The 15,302-nt window shown below is 61.0% G+C and carries 14 protein-coding genes; 13 read left to right on the top strand and 1 reads right to left on the bottom strand.

Translation table 11 applies throughout. The features are described 5' to 3' along the window. Nucleotides 1–249: 249 nt before the first annotated feature. The 13 genes from rpmH to RRB22_12555 all read left to right on the top strand — a co-directional run bounded on the left by rpmH (nt 250) and on the right by RRB22_12555 (nt 13,462). Nucleotides 250–384, top strand: a complete 135-nt coding sequence (rpmH, locus tag RRB22_12495; GenBank protein MDT8385224.1) for a 50S ribosomal protein L34 — start codon at nt 250–252, stop codon at nt 382–384. Between the two features lie 183 nt (nt 385–567). After that, nucleotides 568–981: a ribonuclease P protein component gene (rnpA, locus tag RRB22_12500; GenBank protein MDT8385225.1), complete on the top strand. Its 414-nt coding sequence runs from the start codon at nt 568–570 to the stop codon at nt 979–981. Beyond that, nucleotides 966–1,244 (top strand): membrane protein insertion efficiency factor YidD, encoded by a 279-nt coding sequence (gene yidD, locus RRB22_12505; protein ID MDT8385226.1) that lies wholly within the window; start codon nt 966–968, stop codon nt 1,242–1,244. Before rnpA ends, yidD begins: the two co-directional genes overlap by 16 nt. Then, nucleotides 1,237–2,898 carry a membrane protein insertase YidC gene (gene yidC / locus RRB22_12510; GenBank protein ID MDT8385227.1) on the top strand — a complete coding sequence of 554 codons (1,662 nt, stop codon included), beginning with the start codon at nt 1,237–1,239 and terminating at the stop codon, nt 2,896–2,898. The genes yidD and yidC overlap by 8 nt, the downstream gene beginning before the upstream one ends. Nucleotides 2,899–2,991: 93 nt before the next feature. Then, nucleotides 2,992–4,383, top strand: a complete 1,392-nt coding sequence (gene mnmE, locus RRB22_12515; GenBank protein MDT8385228.1) for a tRNA uridine-5-carboxymethylaminomethyl(34) synthesis GTPase MnmE — start codon at nt 2,992–2,994, stop codon at nt 4,381–4,383. A 7-nt stretch (nt 4,384–4,390) separates the two neighbouring features. Continuing rightward, nucleotides 4,391–6,649: an LPS-assembly protein LptD gene (locus tag RRB22_12520; protein ID MDT8385229.1), complete on the top strand. Its 2,259-nt coding sequence runs from the start codon at nt 4,391–4,393 to the stop codon at nt 6,647–6,649. 69 nt (nt 6,650–6,718) lie between these two features. Next, nucleotides 6,719–8,053 carry a peptidylprolyl isomerase gene (locus tag RRB22_12525; GenBank protein MDT8385230.1) on the top strand — a complete coding sequence of 445 codons (1,335 nt, stop codon included), beginning with the start codon at nt 6,719–6,721 and terminating at the stop codon, nt 8,051–8,053. A 59-nt stretch (nt 8,054–8,112) separates the two neighbouring features. Continuing rightward, complete coding sequence (pdxA, locus tag RRB22_12530; protein MDT8385231.1) at nt 8,113–9,168, top strand: 4-hydroxythreonine-4-phosphate dehydrogenase PdxA; 1,056 nt, start codon at nt 8,113–8,115, stop codon at nt 9,166–9,168. 83 nt (nt 9,169–9,251) lie between these two features. Further along, nucleotides 9,252–10,091, top strand: a complete 840-nt coding sequence (gene rsmA / locus RRB22_12535) for a 16S rRNA (adenine(1518)-N(6)/adenine(1519)-N(6))-dimethyltransferase RsmA (protein MDT8385232.1) — start codon at nt 9,252–9,254, stop codon at nt 10,089–10,091. Nucleotides 10,092–10,093: 2 nt separating this feature from the next. Beyond that, on the top strand, nt 10,094–10,870 hold the full coding sequence (locus RRB22_12540) for a YdcF family protein (GenBank protein MDT8385233.1): 777 nt from the start codon (nt 10,094–10,096) through the stop codon (nt 10,868–10,870). A 228-nt stretch (nt 10,871–11,098) separates the two neighbouring features. Continuing rightward, nucleotides 11,099–11,395 (top strand): hypothetical protein, encoded by a 297-nt coding sequence (locus tag RRB22_12545; GenBank protein ID MDT8385234.1) that lies wholly within the window; start codon nt 11,099–11,101, stop codon nt 11,393–11,395. Between the two features lie 23 nt (nt 11,396–11,418). Then, entirely contained in the window at nt 11,419–13,215 is a 1,797-nt protein-coding gene (locus tag RRB22_12550) for a S8 family peptidase (GenBank protein MDT8385235.1), read from the top strand. 19 nt (nt 13,216–13,234) lie between these two features. Further along, a complete protein-coding gene (locus tag RRB22_12555) occupies nt 13,235–13,462 on the top strand; it encodes a hypothetical protein (protein MDT8385236.1) in 228 nt (75 codons plus the stop codon). A gap of 87 nt (nt 13,463–13,549) precedes the next feature. On the opposite strand, the gene ppnN is transcribed toward RRB22_12555, so the two are convergent. After that, nucleotides 13,550–14,920: a nucleotide 5'-monophosphate nucleosidase PpnN gene (gene ppnN / locus RRB22_12560; protein MDT8385237.1), complete on the bottom strand. Its 1,371-nt coding sequence runs from the start codon at nt 14,918–14,920 to the stop codon at nt 13,550–13,552. Nucleotides 14,921–15,302: the final 382 nt, after the last annotated feature.

The following is a 15,302-nucleotide window of genomic DNA, read 5'->3' on the forward strand; positions in this document are numbered from 1 at the left end:
TTAGGGCCGGATTTAGCGGATCACTTTTTGTGGAACCCCATACTCCTCATAGAGTAGTTCGTAAAAAATAAGTCAGTAAAAAAGACCTGTGGTAAAGACCCGGTGCTAAAAGGTCCGCCGCCAGAGGCGACCGGCAAAGTGAATCAAAAATCTACACTCAAGGGTGTCACTGCTCTTTCCGGACCCGGGACATCGGGTAGGGACTAGCAATGCACCGCGACATAATTAAAAACTTCGGAAGATAGTGCTATGAAAAGAACCTTTCAACCCAGCAATTTACGCCGTGCGCGTACCCATGGCTTTCGTGCCCGTATGGCCACAAAATCCGGCCGCAAGATCATCAGCGCCCGTCGCGCCAAGGGCCGTAAGCGCCTAAGCGCGTAAAACAGACGCGCCAACCGATGGCTCAGGATGAGACGATCGGGGGCCGTTTGCGGATCTGGGCTCACCTGACGTGAGCTCCCCTTAAGAAGGTCCAGCAGAAGATCCAGCCTGTTTTCCGTCGAACAGACGTGGGATAAGCCGCTGAACTCATCACTACTGAAAGCAGGTTCAATGGTATCGCAGATGGCGAATCAGCCAATGGCGGAAGATGAGACGGATGGCCATGCCGAAAAATGCACGGGCCAGTGTTTTCCGAAGACTTATCGCCTGCTCAGTAGTGCCGATTTTCAATGCGTGTTCAAGGCAACGGAATGCCGCTCCTCGGATAACGCCCTCACCGTGCTGGCGCGACACAATGGGTTGGATCATGCCCGTCTTGGTATGGCCATCAGCAAACGTTTCATCAAAACCGCGGTGGGACGTAATCGCGTCAAACGCCTGATCCGCGAGAGTTTCAGGCAGCATTACGCCATACTGTCGGGACTGGATATCGTGGTGTTGAATCGGGACGCGGCACACACGACGAGCAACCCGGACCTGACAAAGGCACTGAAGGCACACTGGCGAAGAGTCGCAAAACGATGCGAAAAATCCTGATCCTCATCATCCGTGCGTATCAATATCTGCTGAGCCCCCTGCTCGGTCCGAGTTGCCGTTTTTATCCCAGTTGTTCCTGTTATGCCCAGGAGGCCCTGCAACAGCATGGCGTGATCAAGGGGGGCTGGTTGGCCCTGCGGCGCCTGCTGCGCTGCCACCCCTGGCACCCGGGCGGCATCGATCTCGTTCCCGGGCAGGACGCCCCGGGCGGTACCCATTCACAGCAACATCATCACAAGTGCGCCGTAAAAAATAATGGATAATCAAAGACTGGTTTTATTTATCGCCCTCTCGTTGGTCATTTTGATGATCTTCACCGCCTGGCAGGCGGAAAATCAACCGCCCGCCCCGGCGGTGGTCGAGACCAGCGGCCCCGGTGTGGCGGGTGAAACGGCGTCCGTCCCGCCCGCCGATACCCCGGCCGTGATCCCGAGCCTGCGCGATCCCGCCAGCAGCAGCCAGGCCGATGCGGCGCCCGGCATCACCAGGATGGGCGGTGAGTCGATCAGCGTGACCACGGATATGTTGAAGGTGACGATCAATACCGCCGGTGGCGAGATCAGTCAGGTGGCCTTGCCCCGGTATCCGGCTGAACAGGATACGCCGGAGGTCCCGATCCAGTTATTGAATGACCGCATGCCGCGCTATTTTGTGGCGCAGTCCGGCCTGCTCGCCTCACAGGGCAAGGCCCCCGATCACCATGCACTCTATCGCGCCGAGCAAACCGACTATGTGCTGACCGAGGGTCAGGACGAGCTAAAGGTGGCCCTGCGCTGGCAGAGCGATGACGGTATCGCGGTCACCAAAACCTACACCTTCCAGCGCGACAGCTATGTCATTGCCATCGATGTAGAGGTACACAATGCCAGTCAGGAGATCTGGAAGGGTCGCAGCTACGAGCAGTTTCAGCGCACCGAGATGGCGCGCGAGTCCATGTTCATCTACACCTACACGGGTGGCGTGGTCTCCAGCAGCTGGGACCCCTACGAAAAGGTGGAATTCAGTGACATGGCGCAATGGAAGCCGGAGCAGAGTTACAACACCGGCGGCTGGATCGCCATGTTGCAGCACTACTTTCTGGCCGCCTGGATTCCCCCGGCCGATGCCGCCAGCCACTTTTACACCAAGGCCCTGGCCGATGGCCGTTACCTGCTGGGCCTCTCCGGTGAGGAGCGCGTCGCCGAGCCGGGTGGCCGCGCCCATTTCGGCACACGGTTTTTTGCCGGCCCGAAGGACCAGCATCGCCTGGAACAGATCGATCCCAATCTGCGCCTGACCGTCGACTATGGGGTACTGGATATCCTCGCCAAGCCCGTGTTCTGGGTAATGGAAAAGATCTATAGCGTGGTGGGCAACTGGGGTCTGGCGATCGTCTTCGTGACCCTGATCATCAAGCTGATCTTCTATCCGCTGTCCGCCGCCAGTTACAAGAGCATGGCCAACATGCGCCGTCTGACCCCCAAACTGAAGGCTCTCAAGGAGCGTTACGGGGATGACCGGCAGAAGATGAGCCAGGCGATGATGGAGATCTACAAGAAGGAAAAGATCAATCCCCTGGGCGGCTGCCTGCCGATCCTGGTGCAGATCCCGGTCTTCATCGCGCTGTACTGGGTGCTGCTGGAGAGTGTGGAAATGCGCCAGGCGCCCTTCTTCCTGTGGATTCAGGACCTGTCCGCCAAGGACCCCTATTACGTGCTGCCACTGTTGATGGGCATCAGCATGTTCATTCAGCAAAAGCTCAACCCGCCGCCGATGGACCCCGTGCAGCAAAAGGTGATGCAGGCCCTGCCGATCATCTTTACCGCCTTTTTTGCCTTCTTCCCGGCCGGGCTGGTGTTGTACTGGGTGGTGAATAACTGCCTGTCCATTGCCCAGCAATGGTATATCACCCGCCAGGTCGAGGCGCAGGCCAGCTAGGAGGCGGTCGGTAGTAAGGCCGGCCTCGCCCCGGGGCGGAAAACGCGCAGTGAGCCGACGGTGGAAATAGTGCAAGCCTCAGTGCAAACCAGATTGCAAACCAAAGTGCAGACCCGTGACGCGATCAACCGCAACAGCGCTTTAGAGACCATCGCCGCCCTGGCCACCCCGCCGGGACGTGGCGGGGTGGGCATCATCCGTATCTCCGGGCCCCTGGCCGGCGCCATCGCCGCGCAGATGGTCGGCCATGTGCCCGCCCCGCGCCAGGCGGAATACCTCCCCTTTCGGGCCGCCGATGGCGCAGCGCTCGACACCGGCCTGGCCCTCTATTTCCCCGCCCCCCACTCCTTTACCGGTGAAGATGTGCTGGAACTGCAGGGCCACGGCGGTCCGGTGGTGATGGACATGCTGCTGCAGCGCTGCCTGGGCCTGGGGGCCCGCGCGGCCCGCCCCGGCGAGTTCTCCGAGCGGGCCTTTCTCAATGACAAGATGGACCTGGCCCAGGCCGAGGCGGTGGCCGATCTCATCGACAGCGCCTCCGCCCAGGCGGCGCGCCTCGCGTTGCGCTCCCTGCAGGGGGCCTTTTCCGAGCGGGTGCACGAGCTAGTGGCGGCGCTCACCGAGCTGCGCCAGTACGTGGAATCCGCCATTGACTTTCCGGAAGAGGAGATCGATTTTCTGGGCGACGGCCAGGTACAGGCCCGGCTGGAGGCGGTGCAGGCCCGGCTGGCCGAAACGCTGGCCAGCGCCCAGCAGGGGAACCTGCTGCGCGAGGGGATGACCGTGGTGATCGCCGGCCGCCCCAACGCCGGAAAATCGACCCTGCTCAATGCCCTGTCCGGCCGCGACACCGCCATCGTCACCGCCATTCCTGGCACCACCCGGGATGTGCTGCGGGAGCAGATCCAGATCGATGGCCTGCCCCTGCACATCATCGATACCGCGGGTCTGCGGGATAGCGACGACGCCGTAGAGCAGGAGGGCGTGCGCCGCGCCTGGGCGGAGATCGCGGCCGCCGATCGCATCCTGTTCCTGCATGACGTGACCCAGCCGTTCGACGCCCCGGAGCAGGACCTGCTGGCCAGACTGGCGGATGCCGGACCGGCGATCACGGTGCTGCAGAACAAACTCGACCTGCTGGGCGCGGCGCCGGTGGAGCCGGCGGTGACGGGATTCGAGACCCTGGCGGTCTCGGCCCAGACCGGTGCCGGCCTGCCCGCCCTGCGCGAGCATCTCAAAACCTGTGTCGGCTATGCGGCCAGCGGTGAGGGCCAGTTCATGGCGCGCCGCCGTCACCTGGACGCCCTGTCCCAGGCCCAGCAACACCTGGCGCATGGGCAACGACAGCTGCAGGACTACGCCGCCGGTGAGCTGCTGGCGGAGGAGCTGCGGCAGGCCCAGCAGGTGCTGGGCGAGATCACCGGCACGGTCACCGCCGACGAGCTGCTGGGAAAGATCTTCGCCAGCTTCTGTATTGGCAAATAAGCACGACATGCCCGCGAGACCCCGCCTGGCCCATAGTGCACACCGCGTCGCAGTGGCGACGGCGGCTATGGCCGGCGCCCTGCTGCTGTGCGCCCCGGCGCTGTCGGCGGCGGAGATACCCTGGCAACACTGCCGCACACCCTTTGTCGACATCGCCCCGCCATACCCGGCGCCAGCGGGCACCGACCAGCCGGGCTGGCGCTTTAGCGCGGACCAGGCAGTAATCGAAAAAAATCAGTACCGGCTGGAGGGCAAGGTGGTGGGCCGCCAGGACGGGCAGCGGCTGTGGGCGGACCGCCTGCACTACGACGAACAGACCGAGACCGTGCAGGCCGACGGCCAGGTGCGTTACGAAAACGGGACCCAGGTGTTGACCAGCGACAGCGCCCGTCTGGACCTGGCGACCGACAGCGGCGATTTCAGTCCCGCCCGCTTCTGGCTGACCGACCAGCATATTCGTGGCCAGGCCGACAGGCTGGAGCTGCTGGGCCCCACCCGCACCCGCCTGCAGGCGGCCCGCTTCACCACCTGCGATGAAGGCAATGAGATCTGGCTGCTGAGGGCCTCCAGCCTGGAGCTGGACACGGCGGCCAATGAGGGCGTCGCCCGCCACGCCCGCGTCAGTTTTCTGCACGTGCCGATCTTCTATTTCCCCTACCTGAGTTTTCCGCTGGCGGGTCGCAAGACCGGTTTCCTGGTGCCCTCGATCGGTGAGACCTCGGTGGCGGGCACGGAGGTGGCGGTACCCTGGTACTGGAACATGGCGCCGCAGCGGGATGCGACCCTGACCCCACGGCTGATGACGCGCCGCGGCACCTTGCTGGAGGGCGAGTTTCGCTACCTGAATGAAAACAGCCGCGGCCAGCTGGATCTGGGCCACATCAGCGATGACCGGGTGTTCGGAGAGGAGCGCAGTGCGCTGAAGTTTAGCCACGCCGGCACGCCGGCGGCGGGATGGCGGACCCAGATGGACTACCGCTTCGCGTCGGACAAGGACTATCTGGATGACTTTGGCGGTGACCTGGCGACCACCAGCGTGACCCACCTGGAGCGCCGGGGTGAGGTGGAATACCGTGGCGAGGCCTGGCGCGCGAACCTGCTGTTGCAGGGTTATCAGACCCTGGATGAAAGTCTGCCGGTCAGCGCCCGCCCCTATCAGCGCCTGCCCCAGCTGCGGCTCTCCAGCCGCGAATGGGTGGCGCCGGCGGGACTGACCCTGAGCCTGGCGGGTGAGGCGGTGCGCTTTGATCGCGCCGAGGGTGTGGTGGGCAGTCGGCTGGATCTGCAGGGCCAGCTGGGCTGGCCGCTGCGCGGGGCGCCAGGCTTCCTGTTGCCGAGGCTGTCCTTCCGCCACACCCAGTATGCCCTGCAGGAGTCGCGACACGAGGTGGATCCCGGCGTCGATGCCAGCCCGGCGCGCAGCCTGCCCCTGTTTAGCCTGGATGGCGGGCTGGTGTTCGAACGTGAGCTGGAGGGCTGGGGCCGGGCCCGACGCCAGACCCTGGAGCCACGCCTCTATTATCTGTACGTACCCAAACGGCAACAGGATGAGCTGATCGTCGATACGGCCGGCGTGTCGCGGGTGTTTGACAGCAGCCTGTCGCTGTTCGGTTTTGATCAGCTGTTTCGGGAAAATCGCTTCAACGGGGCCGACCGTGTCGGCGACGCCAATCAGCTGAGCCTGGCGCTCAACACCCGCTTTTATGATGAGCGCGGCCGGGAACTGTTGAACGCAGGCCTGGGTCGTATCCTCTATTTTCGTGACCGCGAGGTGACCCTGCCGGGGCAGAGCGTGGAGACCGAGGCGCAGTCGGACTGGCTGGCGATGCTGCGCAGTCGCTGGACACCGACCCAGAGCGCCAGCGCCAGCTGGCAGTGGAATGACCGCGAAGAGAAGACCGAACGGGGCACCCTGGACTGGCGCTATCAGAAGGATCAGCGCCGGGTGCTGCGGCTGGGCTATCGTTATGAACGCGACATCCGCAAGCAGGTGGATATCGCCGGGATGTGGCCGGTGACCGCGCGCTGGTCGGTGGTGGGCCGCTGGCTGCGCGCGCTGGAAGAAGAGGTGACGCTGGAGTCGCTGGCCGGCATCGAGTACCAGAGCTGCTGCTGGTCGCTGCGCGTGGTGCAACGCCGTTACCGGGTGGATGTCAGCGAGGCCGAGCTGAGCGACTCCCTGTGGCTGCAACTGGAGCTGAAGGGCCTGACCAGCGTGGGCCGTAAGGTCGAGGATCTGCTGGCACGTGATATCCTAGCGCCCTGAGCCGCCGCATGCGTACGCCGGGTGCCCACCGAAAACCGCCAGCCAATAGCAACCGAGAGAGCCTTTTCCATGAAGCAAGTTGTAAGCAACAACCGAAGCCTGGGCATGATAGTAACGCTGGCGATGATGGCCAGCCTGATCACACTGCCCCTTACCGGCCCCTCGGCGCAGGCCGCGCTGACAATTGCCGATCCGCTGGATCGCATCGTGGCGGTGGTCAATGATCAGGTGATCACCGCCCTCGAGCTGGACAAGGAGATGCAGCTGATCAAACAGCAGCTGCGTCAGCAGAACACCCAGCTGCCCCCCGACGCGGTGCTGCAGCGCCAATTGCTGGAGCGCCTGATCCTGCGCAACATTCAGTTGCAGATTGCAAACCGCGGCAGCATCCGGGTGGATGAGGAGACCCTCAATCGCACCGTGGAAAATATCGCCGCGCAGAACCGCATGAGCCTGGGCCAGTTCCGTGACACCCTTGCCAGAGAGGGGCTGGACTATGAAGACTTTCGCGAAAACATGCGTGAAGAGATCACCATCAATCGTCTGCAGCAGAGCCAGGTAACCAACCGGATCGTCATCACCCAACAGGAAATAGACACCTTTATCAGCAACCAGGCATTGCGCAGTGGTGTCGATAAGGAATTCCATCTCGGCCATATCCTGATTTCCGTACCCGAAGCGGCGAGCGCGGAGAACATTGCCGCGGCCCGGGCAAAGGCCGAAAAGGTGGTTGCCGAACTGCGTGCCGGCGCCGATTTTTATCAGACTGCGGTGTCGGTGTCTGACGGGCAGCAGGCGCTGGAAGGCGGCGATCTTGGCTGGCGTCGGGCCGCCGCCCTGCCGACCCTGTTTGCTGACTGGGTGCTCTTGCAACAAGACAACAGCATCAGCGACGCCCTGCGCAGCCCCAGTGGTTTTCACATCATTAAATTGCTGGACCAGCGCAGCCCCGAGGCCCGGCATGTGGTGACGCAGAGCCATGCCCGCCACATCCTGATTCGCCCGGAGCTGGGAGAGGACAATGACCAGGCCCTCGCACGGCTGCACGAGATCCGCCGGCGTCTGCTGGACGGAGAGGATTTTGCATCGCTGGCCAGGGCCGAATCCAAGGACCCCGGTTCCGCCGTCCAGGGCGGCGACCTGGGCTGGGTGAATCCGGGTGAGATGGTGCCCGAGTTTGAACAGGCGATGCAGGCCCTGGCAGTGAATGAGATCAGCCAGCCGGTACGCACCCAGTTTGGCTGGCATGTACTGCAGGTGCTGGAACGCAGAGACCACGACAACACCGCAAAGGTGCAGCGTGAAAAGGCCCAGGAGGTGCTGCGCGCGCGTAAAACAGACCCGGCCATGCAGGCGTGGATACGCCGCATCCGTGATGAGGCCTTTGTCGAAAATCGCCTCTAACTAACAGCCGGACCACGGCGACAACCACACAATTGACCATCCCCACGATACAGGCAGCGATGAATCGATTCATACAGCGACTGGTGATCACCGCCGGCGAACCCGCCGGCATCGGGCCGGACCTGTGCGTGCAACTGGCGCAACAGGATCACGCCTTTGCGCTGGTGGTCATCGCCGATGCGCGCCTGCTGGCCGAGCGCGCTGCCGCCCTGCGCCTGCCGCTGGAGATTATTCCGTTTGCAGAAATGCAGCACCAGCCGCGCGCACCGCACCGCGCCGGCCGCCTGCTGGTCTGGGATATCGCCCTCGCCGCTCCGGTGCAGGCCGGTGTCCTCAATCCGCTGAATGCCCCCTATGTGCTGCAGACGATTGATGCGGCGATCGATGGCTGTCAACGCGGCGTGTTTGATGCGCTGGTCACCGGGCCGGTACACAAGGCTGTGATCAATGAGGCCGGCATCGCCTTTTCCGGGCACACCGAATACCTGGCCCAACGCACCGGCGGGCATCCGGTGATGATGCTCGCCACCGAAGGCCTGCGTGTCGCGCTGGTGACCACCCACCTGCCGCTGACCGCGGTGCCGGCCGCGATCACCCCGCAACGGCTGACCGAGGTGCTGGAGATTCTATATCGTGAACTACAGACCCGGCTGGGGATTGATGCCCCCCGCATTCTGGTCTGCGGCCTGAACCCGCACGCCGGAGAAGACGGCCATCTGGGGCGCGAGGAGATCGAGGTGATCACGCCGGCGCTGGATGCCGTGCGCGCACGCATCGCCCAGCAGGCGCGGCCGGGCAGTATCGAAGGCCCGCTGTCGGCAGACACACTATTTACGGTTAACAATCTGGCGCGCGCGGATGCGGTGCTGGCGATGTATCACGATCAGGGACTGCCGGTGCTCAAGCACATGGGTTTTGGTGAGGCGGTGAACATCACCCTCGGCCTGCCCATTATTCGCACCTCGGTGGATCATGGCACGGCGCTATCCCTGGCAGGCACCGGCCAGGCCAAAGCAGATAGTTTCTTGTATGCCCTGCGCATCGCCAGCGAGATGGTGACGCATGTCTTGTCGCATCAGGCAGAACATAAATCAGAAGATAAACCAGAACAGTAACCCGAACAGTAACCAGATGATAAACCAGAGACGGATCAAACCACGATGACGGAGACAAATAATCCGCAGGCACACCCCGTCGCATGAAGGGTTCTTCCAACAAGCCATCCACCGGCCCCGCCACGCATCGCGCCCGCAAGCGTTTCGGGCAGAACTTTCTGGTGGACCCGTATATCGTGGCGGGCATTGTGGCCGCCATCCATCCGCAGACCGACGATCACCTGGTGGAGATCGGCCCCGGCCTGGGCGTGCTGACCGAGGCGTTGTTGCCCTGCGTAACGGCGATGGATGCCATCGAACTGGACCGGGACATCATTCCCAAACTGGCGGCAAACTGTCGTGACAAGGGTCAGCTGCAGATCCATGCGATTGATGCCCTGCGCTTTGATTTCGCCTCGCTGGCGGGCGATGGCCGTCCCTTACGCATCGTCGGCAATCTGCCCTACAACATTTCCACGCCGCTGATGTTTCATCTGCTGGAACGGCATGAAGTGATTAAGGACATGCACTTCATGTTACAGAAGGAGGTGGTAGACCGGCTCGCCGCCACGCCAAACACCAAAAGCTACGGCCGGCTAAGTGTCGCCATGCAGTACCACTGTCGGGTTGAGTCGCTGATGGATGTGCCGCCGGAATCCTTTTCTCCGGCGCCCAAGGTCCATTCCGCGGTGGTGCGACTGGTGCCGTATCAACAGCCGCCGGTGGCCGTGGATAACACAAGGGTGTTCGAGACGCTGGTGACGCAGGCCTTTTCCCAGCGCCGCAAAACCCTGCGCAATACCCTCAAGCCGATGATCAGCGCAGAGCGGATGGAGGCGGTGGGCATCGATCCGCAGCGACGGGCAGAGACCCTGAGCCTGCAGGAATTCGCCACGCTGGCCAATGCGGTTGCCGCTCACGGTAGCGGGCGCACGGAAGCATAAGCATGGCGGTGGGCATCGGCGGTGTGCTGGAACAACTCATTTTACCGCCGGGTGGTTTTATTATTGCAGCCCTGCTGGGCCTGCTGCTGATGCCGCGCTACCCGCGCAGCGGACGCCATATAGCATTAAGTAGTCTTGCCTTGCTGTATCTCGTCAGTCTGCCCATCAGTGCCACGCTATTGTTGTCCTGGCTGGAGCCCGTAACTGCCCTCTCACCGAAGGTAGTCAGCGAGACGACAGAACAGCCCCCGCAGGCGATCGTGATTCTGGGTGCGGGTCGGCGTCACGACAGTCCCGAATATGGCGGCGACATACCCAATGCGATGGCGCTGGAACGGATACGTTACGGGGTCTGGCTGGCGCGCCGCAGCCTGTTACCGGTATTGGTAAGCGGCGGTCTGGGTGATGACGAACATCCGTCCGAGGCACAGATGATGCAGCAACTCATCGAAGAGGAATATGCCCTGGCCGTGCGCTGGCACGAAACGCAGAGCCACACCACCTATGAAAATGCAAAATACGCGAGCGACATCTTAAAGGCAGAAGGCATCACCTCGATCTACCTGGTCACCCATGCCCTGCACATGCCGCGCAGCGTAAAATCCTTCGAGAAGTTCGGGATCATCGTGCATCCCGCCCCCACCGCCTTCGGCGGTAGCAGTCAACGCGAACTGGAGCTGTCGGCCTTTCTGCCCAGCGCCAGGGCACTGCATCAGACCAGCATGGTCTTCCACGAGTGGGTGGGTATGCTGTGGTATCGCCTGCGTTACGGCGTCTAGATTTTTACATCGCCAACCCGGGTCATAACACCCCGTCCCTCATGCAAGCCGTTTGTGATTGGGTAATAATCCCGCGCCATTGACGAGCGCATTTTCCTCTACTATATCTCTAGCCTTGCAAAACACTTACCGAAAAGGATTACTGCGTCAGGCTTGTACTGACGTGCATACCCACAATCGGAATGGACTAGAAATGCACAGGAGTGCATCGGGAGCGCACAAAATAACATGGAAGTTATCATTGAATTAAGCCCGGAGGTCGCGCATCAGTTTCAGGTGCAGGATCAATCCGCCCCCATGGTCAGGCAACTGACGACCACCATCGATGCGTTACACGTCATCATCAAGCCTCAATATTCAAACCAGCAACCAGGTCACGAAAAAGGAAAGGCCGAAAATTATTTTTTTGTGATTGAAGCCGGAAATTGGGAAGAGTGCCAGCGTATTGCCACGGTGCTTGACCAACTGCCCGCCGTCAGGGCGGCGTATTGTAAACCCGAGGCAGAACCTGCCTCTTTACCTTAAACCACTGTCAGGAGGACACGATCATGGCGAGAAAGAAGTCAGCGGAAAAAGGCTCGGCGTTTGCCGAGCACTCTTATGAATTACCGCCCAGCGAACTCATTGTAATGGCGAAGAAGGGAGCGGAGCTGCGCTCGCATCAGACTACGGTGAGCTCGCTGTCGGGGGCCGACGTCAAGGACCTGAGCGCGATCTTGAGCAAGGAAGGGATCACCATGGCGCCGCTGTTTGGTGACAGCGAAGAACAGTTGCAGCAGGAGATGAGCTCAATGGCCGCAGCAGCGACCCTCGACGAGGCAATGATGGCTGAGCTGCCCGACCTGTCGCTGTACTACAAGGTGGAGGCACCGGAAGACAAACTGGAGGCACTGGCCGCGAAACTGTGCGGTTGCGGAGCCGTGGAGGCCGCCTATGTAAAACCACCGGCGACCCCCAGTGAGACGCGCGCCGAATCCATGGCGGAGGAGGCCCCGGAGTTTATCAACATGATGAGTTCCATTGCGGAGGAGGCCGAACCGGCCACCATCAATTTCACGGCACGCCAGGCCTACCTCGGTCCTGCGCCGGCGGGCATCGATGCATACTATGCCGCGACACTCAGCGGTGGGCGCGGCGCAGGTGTCGGTATCTGCGATATCGAGGGTGCCTGGCGCTTTACGCATGAAGATCTGCGCGTCAATCAGGGGGGCGTGGTCGGCGGTACACCGTCAAGCGATATGGGCTGGCGCAATCACGGCACGGCCGTCATCGGCGTGCTCAGCGGTGATCGAAACAGTTTTGGTATTACCGGCATTGCCCCCGATGCGCGGATACGCGGCATTTCCATTTTTGGCGGCATGGGCACGGCGGGGGCGATTCGACGCGCGGCACAGGTCTCCAGAAAGGGCGACATCATCCTGCTGGAATTGCATCGCCCCGGGCCACGTTTTAATTTTCAGGGTCGCAGCGATCAAAAGGGCTATATTGCGATCGAGTGGTGGCCGGATGATTTTGCCGCTGTCCGTTATGCCGTCACCATGGGCATGATCGTGGTGGGTGCCGCGGGCAATGGCGCGGAAAATCTGAATGCCTCCATCTACAATACGCGGCCGGCCGGCTTTCCGAACAGCTGGCGCAACCCCTTCAACCGCAGTGCGGCCGACTCCGGCGCCATCCTGGTGGGCGCGGGCGCCCCGCCGCCCGGCACTCACGGTCGCAATCACGGCCCCGACCGCTCCCGCCTGGATTTTTCCAATTACGGTTCGGCGGTGGACGCCCAGGGCTGGGGGCGTGAGGTCACGACCACCGGTTACGGGGATCTGCAGGGCGGCAGCAATGAAGACCTCTGGTATACCGATCGCTTCAGCGGCACCTCGAGCGCATCGCCCATCGTGGTAGGCGCACTGGCCTGCGTACAGGGGGTACTCAAGGCGCGGCGCCGTCCGGTACTGAGTCCGGCGCGGGCGCGCAGTCTGTTGCGCAGTACCGGCAGCGCGCAGACCAGCGCGACGGGTCGGCCCAGTACACAGCGTATCGGTAGACGCCCCAACCTGCGCCAGCTCGTGCAGTCGGCGTTGTATGAGAATAAATGGATCGGGGTGCAATTCACGGGGCCGGTGGCGGCGAATGCGACCCAGCGATGGTTTACCCACAGCTGGCCCGAGCATTGGCATGTGGTGTGGAATGTTGTGCCACTGACGCCACGATCCGGCGGACCACAGATCGATTTTGATGTGCAGGTGGAACGCGCCAGTGACCAGCATATTACCTACTGGATCACGGTGAAAAACCTGACCAATCAGGCGGTCAACATCGAGGCACGCTACGCCATTCTGGGCTGGTAATCTTAAGGAGGAATAAGCGATGAGAATCACTATTGAAACGCAAAATGAAGGACGGATTCAGCTGGAATCGGAAACGCTCAGTGAAACACAGACGCAGCAGCAGGCAACCCAGGCCGCCGCGATTGATGGGGGTGGGCCCAGTGATGTGCTGCTGAGCGCCATCGCCGGTGCGGCGGGATTCACTGAGGGTGAGGCAGAGGAAGGCGAAGAGATGTTGAGCATGGAGGAGACCTCCGCGTTTCACTGAGCCGCAGTAACGGGAAGTATGTCTTTAATAAAAAACCCTGGGCCAGGTGGGTCCAGGGTTTTTTTATGGGTGCAATGCGTGAGGCCGCTATTTTATGATGCGATAACACGGCACATATTGGGTACCGGGCAGTTTCATGCGGTGTTGCTCGACGAAAGAGGCCAGCAGGGCATCGACGGGCTCCATAATGTCGGCATCGCCATGAATCTCGAACAGCCCATGCTGTTCCACGGCGCGGATACCGTCGTCTTTCACATTGCCGGCGACAATTCCGGAGAAGGCACGCCGCAGGTTGGCCGCCAGGGTATGGTTCGGCAGGCTCTTGTGCAGCACAAGATTGCGCATATTGTCATGCGTCGGTTCAAACGGCTGCTGGAAGTCCTTGTCGATCTTCAGCAGCCAGTTGAAATAATAGGCATCGCCATGGGTGCGGCGAAAATCGCGCACCTCCTGAATGCCGGCGTGCATCTCGCGCGCCACGCGGGCGGGATCATTGATGATCACCTTGTAACGCTGTTGCGCCTCGATGCCGAGGGTGTCGGCAATGAACTGATTGACGCCGATAAAAAATGCCTCGGCACTCGCCGGCCCGGTGAGGATGAGGGGAAAGGGGAGATCCTTGTTGGCGGGGTGCAGCAGAATACCCAGCAGATACAGCAGCTCTTCCGTGGTACCGGCGCCGCCGGGAAACACCACGATGCCATGCCCGGTGCGCACAAAGGCCTCAAGCCGTTTTTCGATGTCCGGCATAATCACCAGATCATTGACGATAGGGTTGGGGGATTCGGCGGCGATGATGCCCGGCTCGGAGATGCCGAGGTACTGGCCGTCATCAAGCCGCTGCTTGGCATGGCCGATGGTCGCGCCCTTCATGGGGCCCTTCATGGCGCCAGGGCCGCAGCCGGTACAGATGTCTAGACCGCGCAGGCCCAGCTCATGGCCCACCTCCTTGGTGTAATCGTATTCCTTGCGGGTAATCGAATGTCCGCCCCAGCACACCACCAGATTGGGGTTGGTGTTGGGCCGCAGGATATTGGCATTGCGCAGGATATGAAACACGGCGTTGGTGATGCCGTCGGAGCAGTCCATATCAAACTTCGGATTATCGTTGATCTCATCACTGACATAGATCACATCGCGCAGCACCGAAAACAGGTGCTCACTAATGCCGCGGATCATCACCCCGTCGACAAAGGCATTGACCGGCGCGTTTTTCACCTCCAGCTTGATGCCGCGGGCCTGTTGCACCACGCGAATGTCAAAGCTCTTATAGCGCTCCAGCAGCTGCTTGCCGTCATCCATCTGGTTGCCGCAATTGAGCACCGCCAGCGAACAGTTGCGGAAGATGTTGTATAGCCCGCCCTGGCTGGTATCCAGCAGCTTGCCAACCTCGACCTTGGACAACACATCCAGACGACCTTCCGGGGTAATGCGTGCATCGATGACAGCTGGCTTCATGGTATCTCTCTGTTAATGTAGCGTATCTTATATAACATACCACTGGCAGCGACTCTCGGCGACTGGCGATGGTGCGAGTTGCGCCATATGCTGCAAAGGCGGATCAGATTATATCAATTGATTAAGTGGTCAATGGGTCCATGTATTGCAAACGAAAAGCGGCATAGGTTGCATATTTCACCAGATATTGACGCATAGGCTGTAATAATTTTTAAACTGATAATTTTTTGCTAAGGTCTGAAATGCAGTGCGATTTCAATCATTGAGCAAATATCAGAGGCCCTTACAATTAAGTACATTTTTTGGGCAGTGTTCAAAATGTTTTTCGAGGGCGTTCAAAATTCTGTGTCAGCCTAGGCGGTTAGATTTCCAGAACGCCATC

The organism is Gammaproteobacteria bacterium, from assembly GCA_032250735.1.
Lineage (GTDB): Bacteria > Pseudomonadota > Gammaproteobacteria > SZUA-152 > SZUA-152 > SZUA-152.